This is a genomic window from Reichenbachiella carrageenanivorans, assembly GCF_025639805.1.
Taxonomy (GTDB): domain Bacteria; phylum Bacteroidota; class Bacteroidia; order Cytophagales; family Cyclobacteriaceae; genus Reichenbachiella; species Reichenbachiella carrageenanivorans.
In genome coordinates this window covers 2,677,217-2,696,446 of the sequence record NZ_CP106735.1, presented here as the reverse complement: position 1 = coordinate 2,696,446, position 19,230 = coordinate 2,677,217, and the positions used below count along the sequence as shown (strand labels likewise).

The window sequence follows — 19,230 nt, the reverse complement described above, 5'->3', positions numbered from 1 at the left end:
AAAAAATGACAAGTAATGCTTGACACTCTTCAAAATATTGTTTTTTTGCGTCTTTAATCAAGTATCCCTTTCTATGAAGATAGCTCAAGTATGTCCGTACGACTGGTCCAGACCAGGTGGTGTAAAAGCCCATATCGAAAACCTAGCTATTTATTTAAGAAAAATGGGGCACGAGGTTAAGATTATAGCCCCAAACGTAAATGCAGAATCCATCACGGATCCAAACGTAAAACTCATCGGCAAAGGCCGCAGCACCAATCTATGGGGTGGTACTGAGATCGACATCAACATCGCTAAAGGCGAAGAAGTAGAAGAACTAAAAAAGTATTTAGCCGAGGAGCAATTTGATCTTCTCCATTTTCACAATGGATGGACACCATTTATGACCTATCAGGTGCGGTACTACTCCAAAGCCAAACATGTGGGCACGTTTCACGACACCCCTGCAGACACTTTTTTGATGCAGAAATTCGTAGGCCCTATTCTGATGCCTTTGGCGGCAAGCCTAGTATGGAAAGTGGCCGATCATATGATTTCGGTATCTGAATCGCAATCCAAGTACGTGAAATCTTTCCTATCCAAAGATCCCACCATCATCCCCAATGGGATCAACCCTGAGCAGTTCAACACCTCATTCGAGCCCTTGGCTGAGTACAAGGATGGTAAATTCAATCTACTGTTTTTAGGCAGATTCGAAGAACGAAAAGGGCTATTTTACACACTCAAAGCCTTTAGAACACTGAAGGCCAAATACCCCGACATCCGCTTGTTGATCGCAGGAGACGGCGAACAAAAACAAGAGGCTCTGGATTTTGTGAAAGACAACAACTTGGACGATGTGATCTTTTTGGGTTTTATCGACGAAGAGATCAAAGCCAACTTGATTCGCACGGCAGATGTACTTTTGGCGACAGCCATCTATGGAGAGAGTTTCGGTATTGTACTATTAGAAGCCATGGCCTGTGGCACGCCAGTGGCCGGGTTTGGTAATGAAGGATATCTCAACGTAATCAAATCGCCATGGGACGAGTACTTCCCCAAACCTAGAGACCTACAAGCCCTGACCGACAAAATAGAAAAGCTATATCTACACGAAGATATCCGAAAGGAAATGTCGGACTGGGGTATCGCTGAGGCCAAAGCCTACGAATGGGAACACATCACCCATCAGGTGTATGAGGTGTATGAAGAGGTGATGAAAAGGAAATAGATGAACTTTTATTCCCCCAATATCCCCTTCAAGTCTGCTGGTGAGTAATCCACAGATTTCAAGGTCTTGTCATCTTCCTTGCGGTATACGAGATACAATCCATCCGCTTCTTTGATGTAGCTATCGGTGCCTTTGTTTTCTTTGTAATGCTTCACAGTTGCTTCCGCTTCTGCCATGGTTTTACAGGCTTTGCTCATATTGGAGCGCTGCACTTCGTTGAATAGCTCCACGAACTTACTACCTAGTCCAAACTCTAGTACCGCCCCTGACAGTACGTACTGAATATCACACAAGGCATCGGCTACTTCCACCAAGTCGTTGTTTTCGATGGCTTCCTGTAACTCTTTCAATTCCTCAGAGATCAACTCTACCCGAAGGGCACAACGCTTAGCATCAGGTATCGCTGGTGTATCCACTATGGGGTGTTTGAATGTTTTATGAAATTCGGCAACCTGATTGAGTGAATCGATCTTCTCCATGGACTTGTTTTTTGAAATTGAAAATTGGAAGCTCGAAATTCTTCATTCGGGCTTTAAAACACAAAGATGTAGGACACTAAAAATTACGAATCTTCTTTTTTCTTAGATTCATTGCGAATAGCCATAGACAGGAAATATACAAACCCGCCGATCACTATACTTAAAATCAAGATCATTCCAAAAATTGCTGAAGCACTCATTTTTTTGCTGCGAATTTGTTGTACAAAAATTTATTCATCACTATCCCAACAAGCATCACCGCGGCCCATTGCGTCAAAGTGGTTGCATTACTATATACATCGAATACATTCCAATGGCCATCCGCATCAAACCACGGATAAGCACTATAACCTTGCGATAGCCACCAGTAGATTAGAAATATAGCCAAGACCATATTGCCACTCATACAAATCACAAAATAACGTGTAGAGACTTTAAAATCTGAATTTTCATCCATCAGCTCTTCTTTAAATTTTTTAGCGCCAGCTTTCACTACCGCAAACAGGATAAACAACCCCGTAACGATCAACCCTACCCCCCACACCCAATCTTGATTGGAAAAAAAATCCAAAGAATAGGCAGAAGGAAATCCAAAAATGATAAAGAAAATGACCACTCGCGTCATAGCTTTTTTTCGGGTAAACCCTAAGTCATTCATGTTTCTGGCAAAGAGTTCTATCATGGGTAACAGCGAACTAAAAGCAGCCAAAAACAACGCCGCAAAAAAGATCAACGACAAGATATCTCCACCTTGGAACGTCGCAAACAATTTGGGTATAATCGTGAATGTCAAGGCCTGATTGCCAGACTGCAGATAAGACACAGCCCCTTCGTAAGACGGTGCCAGCGCAAATACTGCGGGCAGTATCGCCATGCCTGCTACTAGCGAAGCGGTATTGTTTCCAAAAGCACTAATAAAAGTATTGAGGGTGATCTCTTCATTTTTTCTAGAGTATGAGGATATGGTCATCATCAGTCCCCAGCCTGCACCTGTAGACCAGGCCGATTGGGTCAAGGCCTCTATCCAGATTTTAGCATTAGAAAAATCCGCCCAATGGATAGAAAACATGTACTCCAATCCTCGAATGCCATTATCCATATTGAGCGCCAGCGCAGCTATGATCAGCAATAGAACGAACAAGCTGGGAATCAATATACGATTGGCTTTTTCCAGACCTTTTTGTATGCCTTTAGATAGTACAAATACACCAAGGAATATATTCATGATATATAACCCTACAGTGATCCAGTTGGCATTAGAAATGGAGGTCCAAAACTGATTGAGATACTCTGGATTCTCTACGAGTTTTTCACTGAGCGATTGACTTGAAAATAAATTAGCAAGTGAAAATCCAAAATAGCGCAAAGCCCACGCAGTCACGATTGAGTAATAAAAAGCAATCCCCAAAGTACAGATGGTAATGAAAAAACCCATCCACGTATACTTTTTGCCTGCCAGCTGGGCGTAAGAGCCTATCACTCCTTTTTTAAATTTCTTGCCAATGGCGAATTCTGCCAAAAGCAGTGGTATCGACCAGATAAACAAAAATAAAATCCATAAGAGGATGAAGGTGCCGCCGTATTGCCCAGCTAATCTGGGGAAGCGCCAAAGGTTGCCCGCACCAATGGCCATTCCTAGCGACGCTAAAATGATTCCCCATCGACTACTAAACTGATCTGTATCTGTCTGACTCATATTTTGGTTGTTGTTGCGCTACAGACCAACCGACGCTATGCCGTTGTTTTTTGTAACGCCCGTCAATATTATGGAAAAAATTGACAGGAAAAAAGAATAGTTATATCTGCGGCAGATGGATCTAAATCGCATCAAAAAAAGAGGTCTCCTTTCGAAAACCTCTTCCCATTTATATAATTAATTTACTCGTTAAATCTTTACGAGTTCTAAATTCAGCTGAACATTTACGTCCTCACCCACTACGAGGCTGCCTGTATCCAAAGTATCATCCCACGTCAATTTGTAATCAAATCTATTGATCTTAAAATTGGCTTTGAATGCGCTAATCGTCCGATTACCCATATTGATCATACCACTATAGGTAGCTGGAAATGTTATTTTTTTACTCACATCTCGGATCGTGAGTGTGCCTGATATTTCATACTGATCATTCTCCATTTTTTTAAACGACTCACTTACAAAAGTCATCTGTGGATATTTGGAAGCATTGAAAAAATCATCTTCTTTCAGGTGCTTGTCTCTCGTCAGGTTGTCGGTGGTCACACTCCCTACTTCGACTTTGGCATCGATTTTCGCACCTTCGAATGAGTGCTTTTTAGATTGTAGCTCACAACTAAATTCCGTAAACTTACCTGACACGGTAGATATAGCTAAATGTGAAACTTCGAACTGTATAGAGGAGTGTGCAGGGTCTGCTTTCCAGCGAGTTTGTGCCTGTGCAGAACTCACTATAAAAACAGAGAACAGGAGTGCTAAAGTATTTTTCATTTTGACGTAGAGTTGTTTGTCTGAATATAATCATTTTTAAAAACATATCCTATGAAAAATATGCTATGTTTGGAATTTGATAAATACGACTCCCACATGAAAACAACTCTATACGTTTGCCTGCTATCCTTCCTTGTTTTTGGTTGCTCTTCACCCAAATCCAACGGAGAAATCAATACTGAAGCCATAGAAACAACCGCCCCGCAACCCGAGCACTTTTTCCAAGCCACAGATGGCACTTATTACCAACTGGCTGACCTAATAGGCAAGCGTGTATTTATCAACTACTGGGCGACTTGGTGCAAGCCATGCATCGCCGAAATGCCTGACATACAAGTAGCAGCCGATAGACTCAAGGACGAAAACTACGTTTTCTTTTTGGTCTCAGACCAAGACATAGACAAGATCAAAACCTTTGAAAAAGAAAGAGGTTTCAACCTAACTTTTGCTAAACTCAATGGAAAAATCCAAGACCTCGGTATCCAATCGCTACCCACTACTATGATCTACAACACCAAGGGCGAACAAATTCGCAAAATCACTGGCGCAGTGAAGTGGGACAGCGAGGACATGTTGACCAGTTTAAGAGACGTACAATAACATGAGCGAATACGGATTTTGGTCGTTAGTTCCTCCTCTGGTAGCCATAGGCCTGGCTCTACGCACCAAGCAGGTATTTCTATCCCTCACCCTAGGCATTTGGATCGGCTGGGTTATCATCAATGGTGGCAATCCACTCTCTGGTTCCTTTGCTACACTCAATGCCTTCGTAGCTGTATTCGAAGACGCTGGCAACACCCGCACCATTATTTTCACCCTGCTCATAGGTGCACTCATCGCTCTGATCCAACGATCTGGTGGTGTGGCAGGATTTATCGAAGTAGTCAAAAGTAAGCTCGAACACCAAGAAACCAAACACCAAAGCAACCGCCGACTGGTACAGATTTTTGCCTCACTCACGGGCATCATCATTTTTGTAGAATCCAACATCTCTATCCTCACCGTAGGCACGCTCTATCGTCCGATATTCGACAACCTCAAAATACCTAGAGAAAAACTCGCCTACTTGGCAGATTCTAGTTCGGCTCCTTCCTGCATCATCTTCCCGTTCAACGCCTGGGGCGCCTACATCATGGGGCTACTCGTGATGCAAGGATTTGACAAGCCATTTGCCACAATGATGCGTGCCTTGCCCTATAATTTCTACCCCTTTCTCGCCTTGAGTCTCGTAGCCTATGTAATCTTCACAGGTAAGGACTACGGCCCCATGAAAAAAGCCGAATGCCGTGCCAAAGAAGAGGGCAAGCTGATCGCTGATGGCGCTACTCCTATGATCTCAGACGAAGTGTCTATGCTCGATGCCAAGGCAAACATCGCACACCGCAGCATCAATATGATCTTGCCCATCACGACCATGATCGTAATGATGCCCCTCATGCTGATCTATACGGGATGGAGTGAGCTAGACACTAACCAAGGCGATTTCCTCAACCTGGCCTTGCGCGCCATGGGTCAGGGCTCGGGTTCTACCTCTGTGCTTACCTCCGTCGCTACGGCAATCTTGGTAGCCATGGGCATATACAAGGCGCAAGGACTATTGGGCATCAAAGAAATGGTAGATCTCTCTCTCAAAGGCATGTCGGGCATGGTCTCATTGGCCATTCTGATGGTATTCGCGTTTGCATTAGGAAGTCTGTGCAAAGAGCTGAAAACGGGCTTGTACGTAGCTGAAATTTCTAAGGCTTGGCTTTCGCCAAACCTTGTGCCTGCCATCGTATTTTTGGTGAGCTGCTTTATTGCCTTTAGTACAGGTACCTCTTGGGGCACTTTTGCGATCATGATCTCTATCGCTGTGCCCATGGCACAGTCGATGGGCACCGACCCTCATTTGGCCATAGCAGCCGCTATAGGCGGTGGGGTATTTGGCGATCACTGTTCGCCCATATCAGACACCACTATCATCTCATCTATGGCTTCAGCCAGCGACCATGTAGACCATGTCAACACCCAACTGCCCTACGCCCTTACTGCCGGTGGTGCGACCTTTGTACTATATCTAATCTTAGGTTTTTTGATATAAATCACCCTATCAAATCACCACCCAACTCCACGTTAATGTAAGTAACTAAGAAACGAAATGTCAATTACAAAAGAATCCGAAGCTAAAAAATCAAGGTTTAAAGTCATTAAAAATTTGGCTGGTCACTGAGTTGGTAGAAGCCGACACGAAACACCTGAAAACATTTTAAACTACAGAGTTAGAAGCAACAAAGAGTGGTTTTAAAAAACACCACAGTAGCTATAGAGACTTTTCAACTGTTGCTGTAGAATTGGACTTTAGTTGGAAATAAAAAGCTGTATCTCGGCTTTAATACTTGAGAAATGTGCTGCCAACCCTTCGAAGTCTTTGGCTTTGATCAGTTCCTTGTGAAGCAAAGAACTGCCCATACCCACACCTACAGCGCCTGCCTCAAAAAATGATTTGATATTGTCTTGAGACACACCGCCCGTAGGCAATAACTTAATGTCGTTGAGTGGAGCCGATACATCCTTGATATACTGGACACCCAATTGCGTGGCTGGAAATACCTTGACTGCCGAAGCACCCAACGACCAAGCCTTATATATCTCTGTGGGTGAATACGCCCCTGGAAATATGGGTATTTGCTGCGCAACGGCACTTTTGATCACCTCTTCATCGATGATCGGCGTCACGATAAACTGCGAACCCGCATCGATGGCTTTTTTAAAATCTGAAACGGTGCAAACTGTACCAGCACCTACATTGAGCGCAGGAAACTCACTACGAATCGCTGCGATGATTTCACTTGCCCCTGCAGTATTCATAGTCACTTCCAAGGTATATAGACCAGCATCCAGATACGCCTGCGCGATCCCTCTCACCGAATCTATATCCATTCCACGTATAATCCCTACAATAGGTGCTTTGTGGAAAGCTTCCCACGAAAATTCATCCTTACTATTCATGATATGTCAATATTTTCCTTTGTCCTGCCAATAAGGCTTCTTCCTGCACTTTTTCTCCGAGCAAAACCAATTGACCCGACGGTAAAAAAGTATTCAAAGCTAGACGATACAAGTCGAATATAGGACTAGCCGCAGCCATGACCACCTGCTGGTTCGTACCTTGCAGCGAAGCCAATTCGTCTCCAATCAGCAGGCCGCTAAGTAGATAATAATTGTCTTTTTTGTCTTGTCCATCAAGTATTTCCTTGGCTCTGATCTTAAACAAACTACTATTCATCTGACCTTGTAGTCCCAACTTCACGCCTTCTTCAAAGGCTCCTTGACGGTCGGCAGTCCATACACTGGCCGCTACCGAACTGGCCAGCAAACTCTGCTTAGTCAGGATGTCAAATAATTCGCCAGTCATATAGGTACTAAACGCATGGTACGCTCCATCCGCGTAGTGAATATGTTTGCTATGCGTACCAGGCAGCAGCAAGATAGCTTGTTCATAATGCTGCAAATGACCCGCTAACCCAACGGCTTGAATTTCCTCCCCCCGCATCATGCTGTCTTGAGCTTTCACACCAGACACCAACAATATCTGTAAACCATTCAAAGTTAAGGACTCTGCCAAAAGGCTCTGCCCGTCAGCCGTTATAGGCAAAGAAGCGTACGCTAAATTTTTGAGTCCAATGTTTGCCGATGCCATACCACATGCTACGATTTGATATGCTCGACTTCCTTCTGGAAAATGAGTCAATTCCCTACTTAGATAATCAGCAAAAAACTGCAATTGGTCTCCTCCTCCTTGTGCTATATATTGCTCATGAAGCGACTTCACTCCTACAGACGTACGATGTTCATAACAAACCTTTAAAGTTTGGCTCTCTACCAATCTAAGTCTAAAATTGGAAGTACCCCAGTCACAGCTGATAAAGTATTCTGATACGCTCATGCGTTTATAGTGCTTTGGTTACTCGCTTTCTGATTAGGTAATCATCAAGTGCATAGTTTGAGCAATCTACACCAATACCACTGTTTTTGATTCCGCCGTGTGGCAAATAAATATCGAATTTCAAGCCATTGAGGTGGACTTCACCAAAAGCCAAATGTTCGATGAAATAGTTCAAATTCTCTTCCTTTTTAGAATACACATAAGACGCCAATCCTGCATCTGTGTTGTTGGCCAACTCGATCACTTCTTCCTTGGTTTTGAAAGGCACAATGATGGCTACTGGCCCGAAAATTTCTTCTTGCAAAATCGCTGCCTCTTGGTTGTCCAAGCGGATCGCTGTGGGTTCAAAGTAATAACCTGGACCTTCTTTCGGCTTGCCGCCAGTCACTAGTTTTCCCCCTTGATTCTGAGCTTCTTTCACGATGTGTGATACTTTCTCCACAGACCGTTGGTTGGTCAGCGGCCCCATATCTGGCTTATTTTCTCTACCAAATCCCACTTTTGCGTTTTCGAATTTCTCAGCCACACCAGCTGTAAAAGCATCGATTACCGACTCGTGAATGAAAAAGCGATTAGGTGCCACGCAGATTTGACCTGAGTTACCCATTTTCAAGGCCGCACCATGGGTGATCGCCAAGTCCAAGTCCGCATCATCAAACACGATGAAAGGGGCATTGCCACCGCACTCCATGCTATAGCGCTTGATCGATGTTTTACTGCTCTGCTCGATCAGCTTTTGTGCCGTCTCTGTAGACCCGATCATGGTGATCAGGCTAGGTATTTTGCTTTCACAAAGCGGTATCCCTACGTTTGGCAGGTCCCCACATATCACGGTGATTACCCCTTTCGGGAAACCGATTTCCGCACAAATTTCGCCTATGATATAGGCTGATACTGGCGAAAATTCTGAAGGTTTTAAGATCACACTACATCCCGCTGCGAGTGCTGGACCTAATTTGAATCCTAAGTTGAGCAGAGGGAAATTGTATGCCAAAAAGGCAACCGACACTCCCAAAGGCTGCTGCACAATACGGTGCTCATGGGTTCCTTCTTTGTCTGCAATCGGAATATCCTGACGATTATTCATCTCGTCCGAATAGTACTGTAGCGAATTGGTAATACTGGTCAAATCCTCTTCAGACCCTTCCCAAGTTTTGCCCATTTCGTACATGATACTTTCACGAAGCAAATCACTGTTTTCTAATAACTTATCTCTGAGTTTGCCAATCCATTCCTGGCGCTCAGCCAAAGGCAGTTTTGACCAATAGTCAAATCCTTGCTTTGCACTTTTCAGTGCCAATTCAGTATCTTCTTTGCTCGCCCATGCGATGGTGGCGATAGCTGTTTCGTCCGCAGGGCAGATTACTTCAAAGGTTTTTCCATTAGAAGCATCTCTCAATTCTCCGTTTATGTAAAGTTTTTTATTCCCGAATTTCAACGACTGATTCATCTTTAATTTCTTCTTTAAATAAATATTTCTCTAATGCTTGATCACACACTTCCACGCCTAAACCAGGTGTATTAGGCACGTGCAAAATTCCTTTTTCGATCAGCAATTCATGTTTCGTTACTTCGTCTCTGAGTGCGTTTTCTGTGCGGTCTAGTTCCATTGTTGGTAGGTCTCCATACATCCTGCCAGGGTTTTTGTCCAAATTGGCCACAAAATGTGCCGCAGCACTGATCGCAATCCATGTGCCCCATGAGTGCGGCACCACATCCTTGCTATATACCTGTGCCAGCGTGGCGATACGCTTGGCTTCTGTCAGTCCACCAGCCGCGCATATATCAGGCTGTACGATATCCACACATTCATTTTCCAACAAGCGCTTAAAACCAAATTTAAGATATTCACATTCCCCTCCTGCAATCGGGATTTTTGTTTTTTCTCTGAGCTTTCGATAGCCTTCGTAATCCTCAGGAGACACTGGCTCTTCGAACCAGCTGATGTCGTACTGTTCTGCCGCAAGCGAAAGTTTGAGTGCCTCTTGGTATGAATATGCATGGTTCGCGTCTATCATCAACCTCATCTCTGGCCCTATCGCTTCTCGAATGGCTTTGATGTACCTCAAGTCCTCCTCGATACTCAAACCCACTTTCATTTTAGTGGCTTTGAATCCCTGCCGCTTGTATAGCAAAGCTTCGTCTACCAATTTTTTTTCTAAATCTGCTACTCTCTCGAAATACAATCCCGTAGCATAGGGCTCTATTTTTGGGTTTTTTACGCCTCCTAGCAAAACAGATACTGGCTGATCCAGCAGCTTACCTTTGATATCCCACAATGCGATATCGATGGCACTGATGGCCGCTTGCAAGATGCCACTTCTGGCATAATCCATCGATCGTAGATACATCTCTTGCCACACATTTTCGTGTTCAAGTGCCGACATACCTATGATAAATGAGGAGAAAAACTCTACCCCTGACTTGATCACACTAGCAGGCCCATACCCTTCCCCCCAGCCGTAGGTTCCATCTTCTAAGGTAATCTTGACGATGCAAATTTTACGTGTATCGTATTGCCATTGAGAAAAATAGAACGGCGTATCTAGTTGATGAAAAATGACGAATGGTTCAATTTTAGCTATTTTCATGGTACTATCTTTCTTAATAATTGGCGTATCCCAGAATACAAATAGCAATGATCAACACTATTAGTCCTGCTAATAAAATTTTGAATGGCTTTTGGGCATTCTGCCATTCTCCCCCTCTGTACGCCCATATATTACTAATGACTAGTGCCAGCCCTAGAAGAATAGGCCAACCGATCACAGGACCTAGACTCCCCATAAGGGCAGCTCCTTGTCCATATACGCCAAGCGCGGCAAACCAAAATACACCTGCAAGAATAGCCCACTTATAAGCCTTGCCACTATTGGATACTCGGTAAGAACTCCACGAATTATTTTTAACCAATAAGAATAAAGCGTAACCGCCATTCATAGCAAACGCTCCGATGAGTACAACTACCCAAGCCGCCAAACTAGCATCCCGAGGGCCTGCTCCAAATTGGTTAATTGCTATGTCTGCTACAGGTGCTGCATTAGAAAAACCTACATTTAGAAATGCAGACAAGACTCCACTAGCAACTGCGATCAGGATACCTACTTTGATCGACTTCCCTGTTTGATCTACATCTGTTTGCTTTTTATCTCGCTGTACACCTGCTATAGCTGTAATGGCAACACCTACTAACAAGAGTGTAACACCAATAAGTATAATAGGGAAAGCTGGTTGATTCATGGCTCCATCGATCTGAATCAATGGAATGACACAACCCATAGAGGCTGCTAGCCCCATCACGATACCGTATGTAATGGAAATACCTGTATACTCTACACTGACTCCAAAAAGGATACCCCCAATACCCCACAAAAAACCATAGAGCATGGCAGATGAAAGCGCAGCATTGTCCGTCTGTGCTATGACATCAAATAGGTCTGGCACTACGATAGACGCCCATACCATGGGCACGAAGATCATAGCGACAAATGAGTGAAGGAGCCACCATGCCTCCCATTTCAGAGGAGCGATATGCTTCATACCTAGGCCAAATGTACCTTGGAAGAAACTGGCGAACAAGACGAGGATAAAGGGTAAAACAAATTCCATTTCAATTTTCTTTTTTACAAAAAAACTGAATCAGGAGGCAAAGAGGTTGGTTTAATTTACCCGTTGTCTGCCCTATTTTACCCCTAAACCTTCCCTTAATTATCCTCCACCATTCACAACAAACTCGTTAACCAGCTCAAAGCCAGCTGTTTTAAAGCTTATCATACTTCTATTGAAGCTTACTTATAGTGTTTTTCGGTAATTCTGAGGGGTAGTCCCCATGATTTGCTTAAACTGCTTATTAAAATTAGTAACTGAATTGTACCCTACCATGTAGCAAATTTCGGTCACGGCCTGATCCTCTTGCACAAGAATACGCGAAGCGTTTCTTATTCTTACTTCATTCAAAAATTGGGTAAACGACTTATTAGTCATTTTCTTAAAAAACCTACAAAAAGAATTGGTCGTCATACAGGCAATATCTGCGACATCGTTGAGTGTAATATTGCTTGCATAGTGATCGGATATATGCTTCAATACCGAGTCCAGACGATCTGAGTTTTCGGACGTATATTGACGCATATCCGAAGAGGACAATACGATTTTCTTATCCGATATAGATAATCGATGCAGGATATTGAGCAATTTTATAGACTTCTCTACTGGTGATAAATCAACTATATTAATCAACTCGTCGTGCAACACTGAGCTGATAGAGGCATCGAAACAGACACCGAATTTGGACTGTTCCAAGATGGAATTGATGTCGGAAAATTCTGGCTGCTCAAAGGTGCCCTCTCCCAAGAAATTTTTAGTAAACTTAAAAATGATGGTATTCACCTTATTGGTCTTGTCTTGATAGTAGGTCGCATCGTTTCGCCACAAGTGCGGCAAATATGGCCCTACCAACACCAAATCTCCAGCAGAAAACTGAGACACACTATCTCCTACAAAACGAATACCCGAGCTTTTTGAGATGTACAGCAGCTCATACTGTGAATGATAATGCCATGAAGAATCTAAACAAGGGATTTCCTTCTTGACGATGTTTAATCTATCATTTAAAAAATTGTCTTCTTCCTTTAGGACCAACTTCATAGCTCACAAAAATAATCGATTTGTACAATATCATAAATACGACTTTAAAGGATTTAACTGAATCCAATCTGATGAAAAAATGATCACGAAGGTGTGTTATTCGAATGAATTCTGAGCCATTTAAAAGCAAAAAACAAATATTTCAAAAATTGTTGCCACCAAACTTGCCACCATTAAAAAACAAAACCCCTGACAATCAATGGATTATCAGGGGTTTTAGTACCCAGGGCCGGAATCGAACCGGCACGGCCGAAGCCACTAGAGTTTGAGTCTAGCGCGTCTACCAGTTCCGCCACCTGGGCATTATACGGCACTTTTAGTATTATAAAAGTTGCACTCTGGTATCCTCTCTTTCAAAAGGGATGCAAACATATCTAAAGAATTTCAAGAAGTCAATAGCTCGAATGAAATCAGCCTAATTTTATTTTCTGATAGTATGAATTTGCTACAGCAGGTGCAGCAAAAAGCTTCTTAGTATCTGGCCATACCTGCCCAAAAAGCTCAGAATCACGATATTTATTCAAATCAGATTCATTTTCCCACATACTGTAAGTGCTAAAAATATTTGGATGTTGAACGTCTACCAAGAGCTCTAAATGCCGACACCCAGGAAACGATCTAATTTTCTCTTTGCTCATGTCAAAAATCTCTAGAAATCGATCTACGTATTGATCCTCAAATGTCATCCTGACGATGCGTATGATCATGAGTCTATAGTAAAGTCAATAAATACCTGATCTCCTATCATCAATCCTAGCAACTCTGCTCCCCTACCTTGATTGATACCAATTTGTAATCGTCCCATAGAGTTGAATAAGACAAAACATTCGCCCGAAGTCACATCCGAATAATGATTATGCAATTGCAATACTTTCTCCCGTCTAAAATTAATCACATACGGGAAATGATCGTTGATTTTCCATATGGCATCAAAGTCCGTTTTCAAAATATTGGTAATCAAATTCCCATAATGATCTATTCGAATCACATTGCCTGCGATTTGTTTCTTGGTTGCTTTAGCTCGTGAAGGCATCAAACGCTCGATGTCATCTAAACGCTTCCCAAAATCCTGAATATCCTTGCCACTAGCTATTTTTCCTGCCAAGGGGCCAAATAAAGTTTTAGCTATAAATGGCGATCGTACTGGCTTCACCCCATTGATATCTACTACAGCTGCAGGGCGATCTTCACTTAGCAGCGAGATCAATCCCGAGTCCTCTCCTATAAATATATGATTCTCCAGTTTGACCGCCACATTTTTAACAATGCGTTTCGTCGTATTGGATACAGCAAAAACATGCACAGTACCTTCTGGGAAATCACGAAAAACGGCTCCCAACACATAGGCAGCATGCCCTATATCTCCCACCGAAATCTGATGAGAAAGGTCAACAATCTTGATATTAGGGTTTTCTTTCAAGATGCTTGCTTTCACCGCAGCCACGTAATGATCGGATTGTCCAAAATCAGAAAGAAATGTAACGATGGCCATACAAGCTATTGAAAAATCTGTTTATTTTGTCTAGCAAAAATATAATTTGACCGCAAATTAGATACTTCATTTGGTAGAAAAAATTATTACCCTAGAGAACATTCCACTCATTGAATTTTTGGGTGTAGAAAACCAGAATATCAACGAAATTGCTTCGGCTTTCCCTAAGTCGAAAGTCATCTCACGCGGCAACGAAATTAGAATCCAAGGCACCTCTCCTGAGATTATAAAAATCAATGAAATTCTAAATGCGCTGGTAGATCACTATCATAAGTTTGGTGCTATCACCAGTGAGCATGTCAAAACCTATCTCGATAAAGAAGAAGATAAATTTCTGAACAACGAAAGCGACGTCTTAGTCTACGGCACCAGAGGCCACAAAATAAGTCCCAAATCCAAGAATCAGAAAAGGCTAGTAGAAGCTGTCGCTAAAAAAGATTTGGTATTCGCCATCGGGCCAGCAGGTACAGGCAAGACCTATATCTCTGTAGCCTTGGCTGTAAAAGCACTCAAAGATCGCGATGTCGAAAAAATAATCATTACACGCCCAGCCGTAGAAGCAGGGGAAAATTTAGGTTTTTTACCTGGAGATCTCAAGGAGAAGATTGACCCTTATCTAAGACCCATCTACGATGCGCTACACGACATGGTACCTAGCGAAAAACTTCGGTATTATATGGAAAATGGCGTTATCGAAATAGCCCCACTGGCCTATATGAGAGGACGAACACTCAACGAAGCCTTTATTCTACTCGACGAGGCACAAAACACCACTCCTATGCAGATCAAAATGTTTTTGACTCGAATGGGGCCACATTCTAAGGTGATCGTAACAGGAGATATGTCGCAAATAGATTTGCCTACCAAACAGAAATCGGGATTGGCTGAATCTCTAAAAATCCTAAAAGACGTCAAAGGCATTGGCTTTATCGAACTAGATGGGAAAGATGTAATCCGTCACAAGCTCGTTCGCTCAATCATAGAAGCTTACGACAAGGAAGAAAACAGTTGATTAGTAACATAATTTTTATACTATTTAATTAGATTTATCCCAGCAGCATTTCTAGTTTATCACAGGAATGTCTCATTGGACCAACTACCCTTTTTTAAGAATTATTCTAACCTTCGTGCTAGGTATATTCATCGCACGGCACACGCATTCCGAGGCAATACTCCATGCCAGTTTACTTGGAGCAGTTGGCATTTTTCTTTTTGCCCTTTTAGGCAAAAGTATCTTCAAAAAATTGCCACATGCCATTTGGGGCAATCTGCTTCTAGCGGCCGTATGCCTGCTAGGCGCTTATCGATATACATCGTCTAATCTAGAGTACCAAAGTCATCTGATCAAAACAGCGTGGACTAACTGTCAAGTAAGCATTGGTACCATCACTTCATTTCCTATAGAAAAAGAAAAACACATCATTCACCAAGTAACGCTAAGTACTGGCCTACAAGATTCAACTACTATCCATACCAAAGCGCTACTGTTGCTTTACGAAAAAAAGGCACCCTATCACACCTCTACTTTAAACTATGGCGACAAAATAAGAATCACAGGTACTCCTACAGCTATCTCATCCGCAAAAAATCCACACGAATTTGATTACAGTCGATACATGGCCGAGCAAGATATCTACATACAGCTGTTTGCCGAACCTGATCAAATCGAACGACTCGCACAGCATCAGGCCAATGGATTAATGAGTGCCATTTATCGCATTCGCGATTACTTCAATACACTGATCACCACTCAAATACATGGCAAAAACGAACAAGCCATTGTCTCTGCGCTCTTACTCGGCATCAAAGGTCAGCTTGACCCTGAGATCAAATCGGCCTATGCTGCTGCAGGAGCCATGCATGTACTGGCAGTCTCTGGGCTACACGTTTCAATCATTTATTTCATACTCACATGGGCTTTCAAAACTATCCCCGCTGGTGATTTTAAACGACTGATCGTACCTACCATTAGTATAATAGCTCTCTGGGCTTTCGCTTTATTGACAGGTTTTTCTCCTTCGATTCTCAGGGCAGTTTCTATGTTCTCTATTATCATTTTTGCTAAAATACTAGATCGAAAAAGTCACATTTTCAACTCGCTAGCCTTTTCTGCCTTCATCTTACTCCTGTACGATCCTTCTTTTCTATTTGATATCGGGTTTCAACTTTCCTTTTTAGCCGTAGCTGGTATCGTCTACCTATACCCCCGGTGCTACCAGCACATAACTATACCCACCTGGATCGGCAATAAAATCTGGCAGCTCACCTGCGTATCAGTGGCTGCACAAATTGCTACGTTCCCACTTAGTCTATACTACTTTCATCAGTTTCCATCCTACTTTTTATTGACAAATCTCTTTGTGATACCAGCTGCTTATGGCGTCATGATTCTTGGCATCACCATGTTGATCTTTGGCTCACTGACAAACTGGATTGGATGGCTTTTAGAACAGCTGGTATATTATCTCAATATTTTTGTGAGCTGGGTACAGCAAACAGACAGCAGCGTGATAGATTGGATTCATCTTTCAGAAAGTCAAACCCTTTTTATCTACATAGCCATGGCCGGATGCATTGCTCTTTTTCATTTCAAAAAGACGTCCTATCTATGGCTGACCTGTCTGGCGGTTGTTGGTTTCAGTATTGATCAAACTCACCAAGTCATCTCTCAATCCAACAATCATAAAATGGTGTTTTATGCAATCAACCATAGCAGAACCATGGATCAGATCAATCGTTTTAATGCTCAATTGTATACATTAGATAGCCTTCTATCTCAAGAAAAAATCAACTATCACATTGCTCCATACCGAATACACCATCTACTTCCTCCTCCAAATAGTATAAAAAAGATAAACACCCTCCTCACCGACTTTGCTCTCTTACAGACATTCAACAATACGAAAGTACTTTTCCTTACAAAACCATTTGACCCAAACGAAATTCAACTCAGATTAAAAGCCGATATAGTGGTGGTTTCAAATCAGTCTATTGACTCACTGCGTATTTTAGATCAAATCGTGGACTGCCAACAGGTGATACTAGATAATACCAACAGCCATAAATATACAAGCAGAATAAAAAAGGAAGCCAATCAGCTAGACATGGACGTAATCGACCTCAACCAACAGGCACATATGATTTCCCTATCAGGGAATAAGAAATTCTTGGATATGCTGTTTTAAAGTTTCTTTATCGGCACACAAATCTGGATCTGCGTAGATTTTGAGCATAAGCTCAAAAAGCACATCTTCTTCATACCCTAGCTTGGCAGACATTTTTGCACAAAACTTGATCTCTTCATTGTAAAGTTTGCCATCGATTTTCATCAACTGCACTATCGAATAAATCAAATCATACTTTTGGTCGGCTGTCAGATTGGTCAAATCTCCAATGGGAAATTCTTCCTCAAAACAAGAGGCAATTTCTTCTTCCGTCATGCCATTGGCTTTTCCTACTTCTTGGATCAGATCCAATTCTTCTTGAACTACCATACCGTCAACCTTTGCAAGCTGAACAAGAATATTAAGATGAGACTTTGACATGATTAGCTGGTTTTGATTTTAACAAATATAAGAAATCAGAAGAAAAGCCCTATCTTATTCCCTAGATGAACTATCTATCTCACTTATTTCTATCGTTTGAAAACGAACCCATTACCATTGGAAATTTCATTGCTGATTTCGTAAAAGGCAAGAAATATCTCGACTACCCTGAAGGTGTACAACAGGGCATTTTGATTCATCGTGAGATAGACCATTACGCAGACAATCACCCCATTTTCCTTGATGGAAAAAGAAGACTGGCAGTAGATTACAGGCATTATGCTGGCGTCATTATGGACATCTACTATGACCATTTTTTAGCAAAAAACTGGTCTGACTATTCAAATGAGAACCTTAAAGATTTCTGCAACAGGCAATACCAGCTACTCCACAGACATCAAACCCTACTACCCGACAAGTGCAATTATCTCCTTGGATACATGGAATCTGGAGATTGGCTCTACAATTATCAATTTATAGAAGGAATCCAGTTTGCCCTAAGTGGTATGTCACGTCGCACATCCTTTACCTCTGGTATGGAAAGAGCCGTCAAAAACCTCACAGACGACTATGAAAGATTTGAAAGGGAATTTCAGCTGTTTTTTAAAGAAATATTGAGTCATATCCATAATTTTACGGCTCAAATCAAAAAGTAAATGATCGTTTCCAAACCCAAAATAGGCACACTGTTTTCTGTCGGGCTTTTTATCACTATAGCCTTTGCCGCATTCATTTACGGCCTTACCCAAATCCAATCAGCCACAGATCGCTCTTGGTGGTATCTACTTGTATACACCTCTGGCCCCATCGGGTTTGTCGTCTTGGTCAAAATTCTTTTCTCTATCAAAACAGTAAAAGTATCTAAAGAAAAATTTGAGGTGAAATTTCCCTTCAAACTCTCCAGATATGCTTTCGGAGGAAAAGAGATCGACCACTGGTTTCACACCTCTATAAAAACTTACGGTGGACTGTACGAAGAACTCACTATCAAGCTCACTTCTGGCAAGCAGTTGGCACTCAGCAAACAAGAAAACACCGAGTATGATAAAATGCTCAACTACATGAAAAAGAAATTTAAACGACTACAGAAATGATTCGACTTGCGCTTTTTGTAGGAATGGGAGGCATGATAGGCAGTATATTGAGGTTTTTACTTTCACAATGGTTACTCAAAATCACACCTGGCATTGCCCCTCTGGGCACACTCTTTGTTAATATCGTGGGCTCATTTTTACTAGGGTTTCTCTTTCACTCCGTTGGTAAAATGGATCGCTCATACTATGTATTCATTACCTCTGGGTTTTGTGGTGGTTTTACCACCTTCTCTACTTTCAGTGTAGAAAACATCAACCTTATTCTAACCAACAATTTTTCATCCGCCATACTGTACATATCACTCAGTTTAGTACTAGGTTTAGCCGCAGCAGGCTTAGGCTGGTATCTCGGTAAAATATATTTAGCCTAATGA

At 42.2% G+C, this 19,230-nt stretch carries 21 protein-coding genes and 1 tRNA gene; 8 read left to right on the top strand and 14 right to left on the bottom strand.

Annotated elements, in window-relative coordinates; genetic code table 11:
* Window positions 1-73 precede the first annotated feature (73 nt).
* A complete protein-coding gene (locus N7E81_RS10660) occupies window positions 74-1,210 on the top strand; it encodes a glycosyltransferase family 4 protein (protein WP_263049578.1) in 1,137 nt (378 codons plus the stop codon).
* 8 nt (window positions 1,211-1,218) lie between these two features.
* Here N7E81_RS10660 and N7E81_RS10655 read toward each other — a convergent pair whose 3' ends face one another.
* From N7E81_RS10655 to N7E81_RS10645, 4 genes are all read right to left on the bottom strand, one after another.
* The gene (locus N7E81_RS10655) at window positions 1,219-1,689 is read right to left on the bottom strand and encodes a nucleoside triphosphate pyrophosphohydrolase family protein (protein ID WP_263049577.1); all 471 of its coding nucleotides are present in this window, start codon (window positions 1,687-1,689) and stop codon (window positions 1,219-1,221) included.
* Between the two features lie 83 nt (window positions 1,690-1,772).
* A complete protein-coding gene (locus N7E81_RS19535; RefSeq protein ID WP_456100563.1) occupies window positions 1,773-1,889 on the bottom strand; it encodes a MetS family NSS transporter small subunit in 117 nt (38 codons plus the stop codon).
* Window positions 1,886-3,385: a sodium-dependent transporter gene (locus N7E81_RS10650; protein ID WP_263049576.1), complete on the bottom strand. Its 1,500-nt coding sequence runs from the start codon at window positions 3,383-3,385 to the stop codon at window positions 1,886-1,888. The genes N7E81_RS19535 and N7E81_RS10650 overlap by 4 nt, the downstream gene beginning before the upstream one ends.
* Before the next feature lie 189 nt (window positions 3,386-3,574).
* Entirely contained in the window at window positions 3,575-4,153 is a 579-nt protein-coding gene (locus N7E81_RS10645; RefSeq protein ID WP_263049575.1) for a YceI family protein, read from the bottom strand.
* A gap of 96 nt (window positions 4,154-4,249) precedes the next feature.
* Between N7E81_RS10645 and N7E81_RS10640 the strand changes: the two genes are divergently transcribed.
* Entirely contained in the window at window positions 4,250-4,753 is a 504-nt protein-coding gene (locus N7E81_RS10640; RefSeq protein WP_263049574.1) for a TlpA family protein disulfide reductase, read from the top strand.
* A gap of 1 nt (window position 4,754) precedes the next feature.
* Entirely contained in the window at window positions 4,755-6,233 is a 1,479-nt protein-coding gene (locus tag N7E81_RS10635; RefSeq protein ID WP_263049573.1) for a Na+/H+ antiporter NhaC family protein, read from the top strand.
* 257 nt (window positions 6,234-6,490) lie between these two features.
* Here N7E81_RS10635 and N7E81_RS10630 read toward each other — a convergent pair whose 3' ends face one another.
* The 9 genes from N7E81_RS10630 to N7E81_RS10590 form a co-directional block, all read right to left on the bottom strand.
* A complete protein-coding gene (locus tag N7E81_RS10630) occupies window positions 6,491-7,141 on the bottom strand; it encodes a bifunctional 4-hydroxy-2-oxoglutarate aldolase/2-dehydro-3-deoxy-phosphogluconate aldolase (protein ID WP_263049572.1) in 651 nt (216 codons plus the stop codon).
* Window positions 7,134-8,078, bottom strand: a complete 945-nt coding sequence (locus N7E81_RS10625) for a 2-dehydro-3-deoxygalactonokinase (RefSeq protein WP_263049571.1) — start codon at window positions 8,076-8,078, stop codon at window positions 7,134-7,136. The genes N7E81_RS10630 and N7E81_RS10625 overlap by 8 nt, the downstream gene beginning before the upstream one ends.
* Window positions 8,079-8,082: 4 nt before the next feature.
* On the bottom strand, window positions 8,083-9,528 hold the full coding sequence (locus N7E81_RS10620) for an aldehyde dehydrogenase family protein (protein WP_263049570.1): 1,446 nt from the start codon (window positions 9,526-9,528) through the stop codon (window positions 8,083-8,085).
* Window positions 9,500-10,669, bottom strand: a complete 1,170-nt coding sequence (locus tag N7E81_RS10615) for a mandelate racemase/muconate lactonizing enzyme family protein (protein WP_263049569.1) — start codon at window positions 10,667-10,669, stop codon at window positions 9,500-9,502. The genes N7E81_RS10620 and N7E81_RS10615 overlap by 29 nt, the downstream gene beginning before the upstream one ends.
* Before the next feature lie 13 nt (window positions 10,670-10,682).
* On the bottom strand, window positions 10,683-11,687 hold the full coding sequence (locus N7E81_RS10610) for an L-rhamnose/proton symporter RhaT (RefSeq protein ID WP_263049568.1): 1,005 nt from the start codon (window positions 11,685-11,687) through the stop codon (window positions 10,683-10,685).
* 183 nt (window positions 11,688-11,870) lie between these two features.
* Window positions 11,871-12,725, bottom strand: coding sequence for an AraC family transcriptional regulator (locus N7E81_RS10605; protein WP_263049567.1), 855 nt, complete (start codon window positions 12,723-12,725; stop codon window positions 11,871-11,873).
* 220 nt (window positions 12,726-12,945) lie between these two features.
* Window positions 12,946-13,027, bottom strand: a tRNA-Leu gene (locus tag N7E81_RS10600).
* A gap of 108 nt (window positions 13,028-13,135) precedes the next feature.
* A complete protein-coding gene (locus tag N7E81_RS10595) occupies window positions 13,136-13,432 on the bottom strand; it encodes a putative quinol monooxygenase (protein ID WP_263049566.1) in 297 nt (98 codons plus the stop codon).
* Window positions 13,429-14,217 carry an SAM hydrolase/SAM-dependent halogenase family protein gene (locus N7E81_RS10590; protein ID WP_263049565.1) on the bottom strand — a complete coding sequence of 263 codons (789 nt, stop codon included), beginning with the start codon at window positions 14,215-14,217 and terminating at the stop codon, window positions 13,429-13,431. The genes N7E81_RS10595 and N7E81_RS10590 overlap by 4 nt, the downstream gene beginning before the upstream one ends.
* A gap of 70 nt (window positions 14,218-14,287) precedes the next feature.
* Between N7E81_RS10590 and N7E81_RS10585 the strand changes: the two genes are divergently transcribed.
* Complete coding sequence (locus N7E81_RS10585) at window positions 14,288-15,229, top strand: PhoH family protein (protein WP_263049564.1); 942 nt, start codon at window positions 14,288-14,290, stop codon at window positions 15,227-15,229.
* A 67-nt stretch (window positions 15,230-15,296) separates the two neighbouring features.
* The gene (locus N7E81_RS10580) at window positions 15,297-17,402 is read left to right on the top strand and encodes a ComEC/Rec2 family competence protein (protein ID WP_263049563.1); all 2,106 of its coding nucleotides are present in this window, start codon (window positions 15,297-15,299) and stop codon (window positions 17,400-17,402) included.
* On the opposite strand, the gene N7E81_RS10575 is transcribed toward N7E81_RS10580, so the two are convergent.
* Window positions 17,367-17,762, bottom strand: coding sequence for a TerB family tellurite resistance protein (locus N7E81_RS10575; protein ID WP_263049562.1), 396 nt, complete (start codon window positions 17,760-17,762; stop codon window positions 17,367-17,369). The genes N7E81_RS10580 and N7E81_RS10575 overlap by 36 nt on opposite strands.
* 65 nt (window positions 17,763-17,827) lie before the next feature.
* Between N7E81_RS10575 and N7E81_RS10570 the strand changes: the two genes are divergently transcribed.
* Genes N7E81_RS10570 through crcB form a run of 3 tightly spaced genes read left to right on the top strand, consistent with a single transcriptional unit; the run spans window position 17,828 to window position 19,227 of the window.
* A complete protein-coding gene (locus N7E81_RS10570) occupies window positions 17,828-18,418 on the top strand; it encodes an acyl carrier protein phosphodiesterase (RefSeq protein WP_263049561.1) in 591 nt (196 codons plus the stop codon).
* On the top strand, window positions 18,419-18,856 hold the full coding sequence (locus N7E81_RS10565; RefSeq protein WP_263049560.1) for a hypothetical protein: 438 nt from the start codon (window positions 18,419-18,421) through the stop codon (window positions 18,854-18,856).
* Complete coding sequence (crcB, locus tag N7E81_RS10560) at window positions 18,853-19,227, top strand: fluoride efflux transporter CrcB (RefSeq protein ID WP_263049559.1); 375 nt, start codon at window positions 18,853-18,855, stop codon at window positions 19,225-19,227. The genes N7E81_RS10565 and crcB overlap by 4 nt, the downstream gene beginning before the upstream one ends.
* The last annotated feature ends 3 nt before the right edge of the window (window positions 19,228-19,230 follow it).

Excerpts from the sequence above, each read along its gene's own strand:
- N7E81_RS10660 (WP_263049578.1), top strand. The coding sequence starts at position 74 with ATGAAGATAGCTCAAGTATGTCCGTACGACTGGTCCAGACCAGGTGGT.
- N7E81_RS10655 (WP_263049577.1), bottom strand. The coding sequence starts at position 1,689 with ATGGAGAAGATCGATTCACTCAATCAGGTTGCCGAATTTCATAAAACA.
- N7E81_RS19535 (WP_456100563.1), bottom strand. The coding sequence starts at position 1,889 with ATGAGTGCTTCAGCAATTTTTGGAATGATCTTGATTTTAAGTATAGTG.
- N7E81_RS10650 (WP_263049576.1), bottom strand. The coding sequence starts at position 3,385 with ATGAGTCAGACAGATACAGATCAGTTTAGTAGTCGATGGGGAATCATT.
- N7E81_RS10645 (WP_263049575.1), bottom strand. The coding sequence starts at position 4,153 with ATGAAAAATACTTTAGCACTCCTGTTCTCTGTTTTTATAGTGAGTTCT.
- N7E81_RS10640 (WP_263049574.1), top strand. The coding sequence starts at position 4,250 with ATGAAAACAACTCTATACGTTTGCCTGCTATCCTTCCTTGTTTTTGGT.
- N7E81_RS10635 (WP_263049573.1), top strand. The coding sequence starts at position 4,755 with ATGAGCGAATACGGATTTTGGTCGTTAGTTCCTCCTCTGGTAGCCATA.
- N7E81_RS10630 (WP_263049572.1), bottom strand. The coding sequence starts at position 7,141 with ATGAATAGTAAGGATGAATTTTCGTGGGAAGCTTTCCACAAAGCACCT.
- N7E81_RS10625 (WP_263049571.1), bottom strand. The coding sequence starts at position 8,078 with ATGAGCGTATCAGAATACTTTATCAGCTGTGACTGGGGTACTTCCAAT.
- N7E81_RS10620 (WP_263049570.1), bottom strand. The coding sequence starts at position 9,528 with ATGAATCAGTCGTTGAAATTCGGGAATAAAAAACTTTACATAAACGGA.
- N7E81_RS10615 (WP_263049569.1), bottom strand. The coding sequence starts at position 10,669 with ATGAAAATAGCTAAAATTGAACCATTCGTCATTTTTCATCAACTAGAT.
- N7E81_RS10610 (WP_263049568.1), bottom strand. The coding sequence starts at position 11,687 with ATGGAATTTGTTTTACCCTTTATCCTCGTCTTGTTCGCCAGTTTCTTC.
- N7E81_RS10605 (WP_263049567.1), bottom strand. The coding sequence starts at position 12,725 with ATGAAGTTGGTCCTAAAGGAAGAAGACAATTTTTTAAATGATAGATTA.
- N7E81_RS10595 (WP_263049566.1), bottom strand. The coding sequence starts at position 13,432 with ATGATCATACGCATCGTCAGGATGACATTTGAGGATCAATACGTAGAT.
- N7E81_RS10590 (WP_263049565.1), bottom strand. The coding sequence starts at position 14,217 with ATGGCCATCGTTACATTTCTTTCTGATTTTGGACAATCCGATCATTAC.
- N7E81_RS10580 (WP_263049563.1), top strand. The coding sequence starts at position 15,297 with ATGTCTCATTGGACCAACTACCCTTTTTTAAGAATTATTCTAACCTTC.
- N7E81_RS10575 (WP_263049562.1), bottom strand. The coding sequence starts at position 17,762 with ATGTCAAAGTCTCATCTTAATATTCTTGTTCAGCTTGCAAAGGTTGAC.
- N7E81_RS10570 (WP_263049561.1), top strand. The coding sequence starts at position 17,828 with ATGAACTATCTATCTCACTTATTTCTATCGTTTGAAAACGAACCCATT.
- N7E81_RS10565 (WP_263049560.1), top strand. The coding sequence starts at position 18,419 with ATGATCGTTTCCAAACCCAAAATAGGCACACTGTTTTCTGTCGGGCTT.
- crcB (WP_263049559.1), top strand. The coding sequence starts at position 18,853 with ATGATTCGACTTGCGCTTTTTGTAGGAATGGGAGGCATGATAGGCAGT.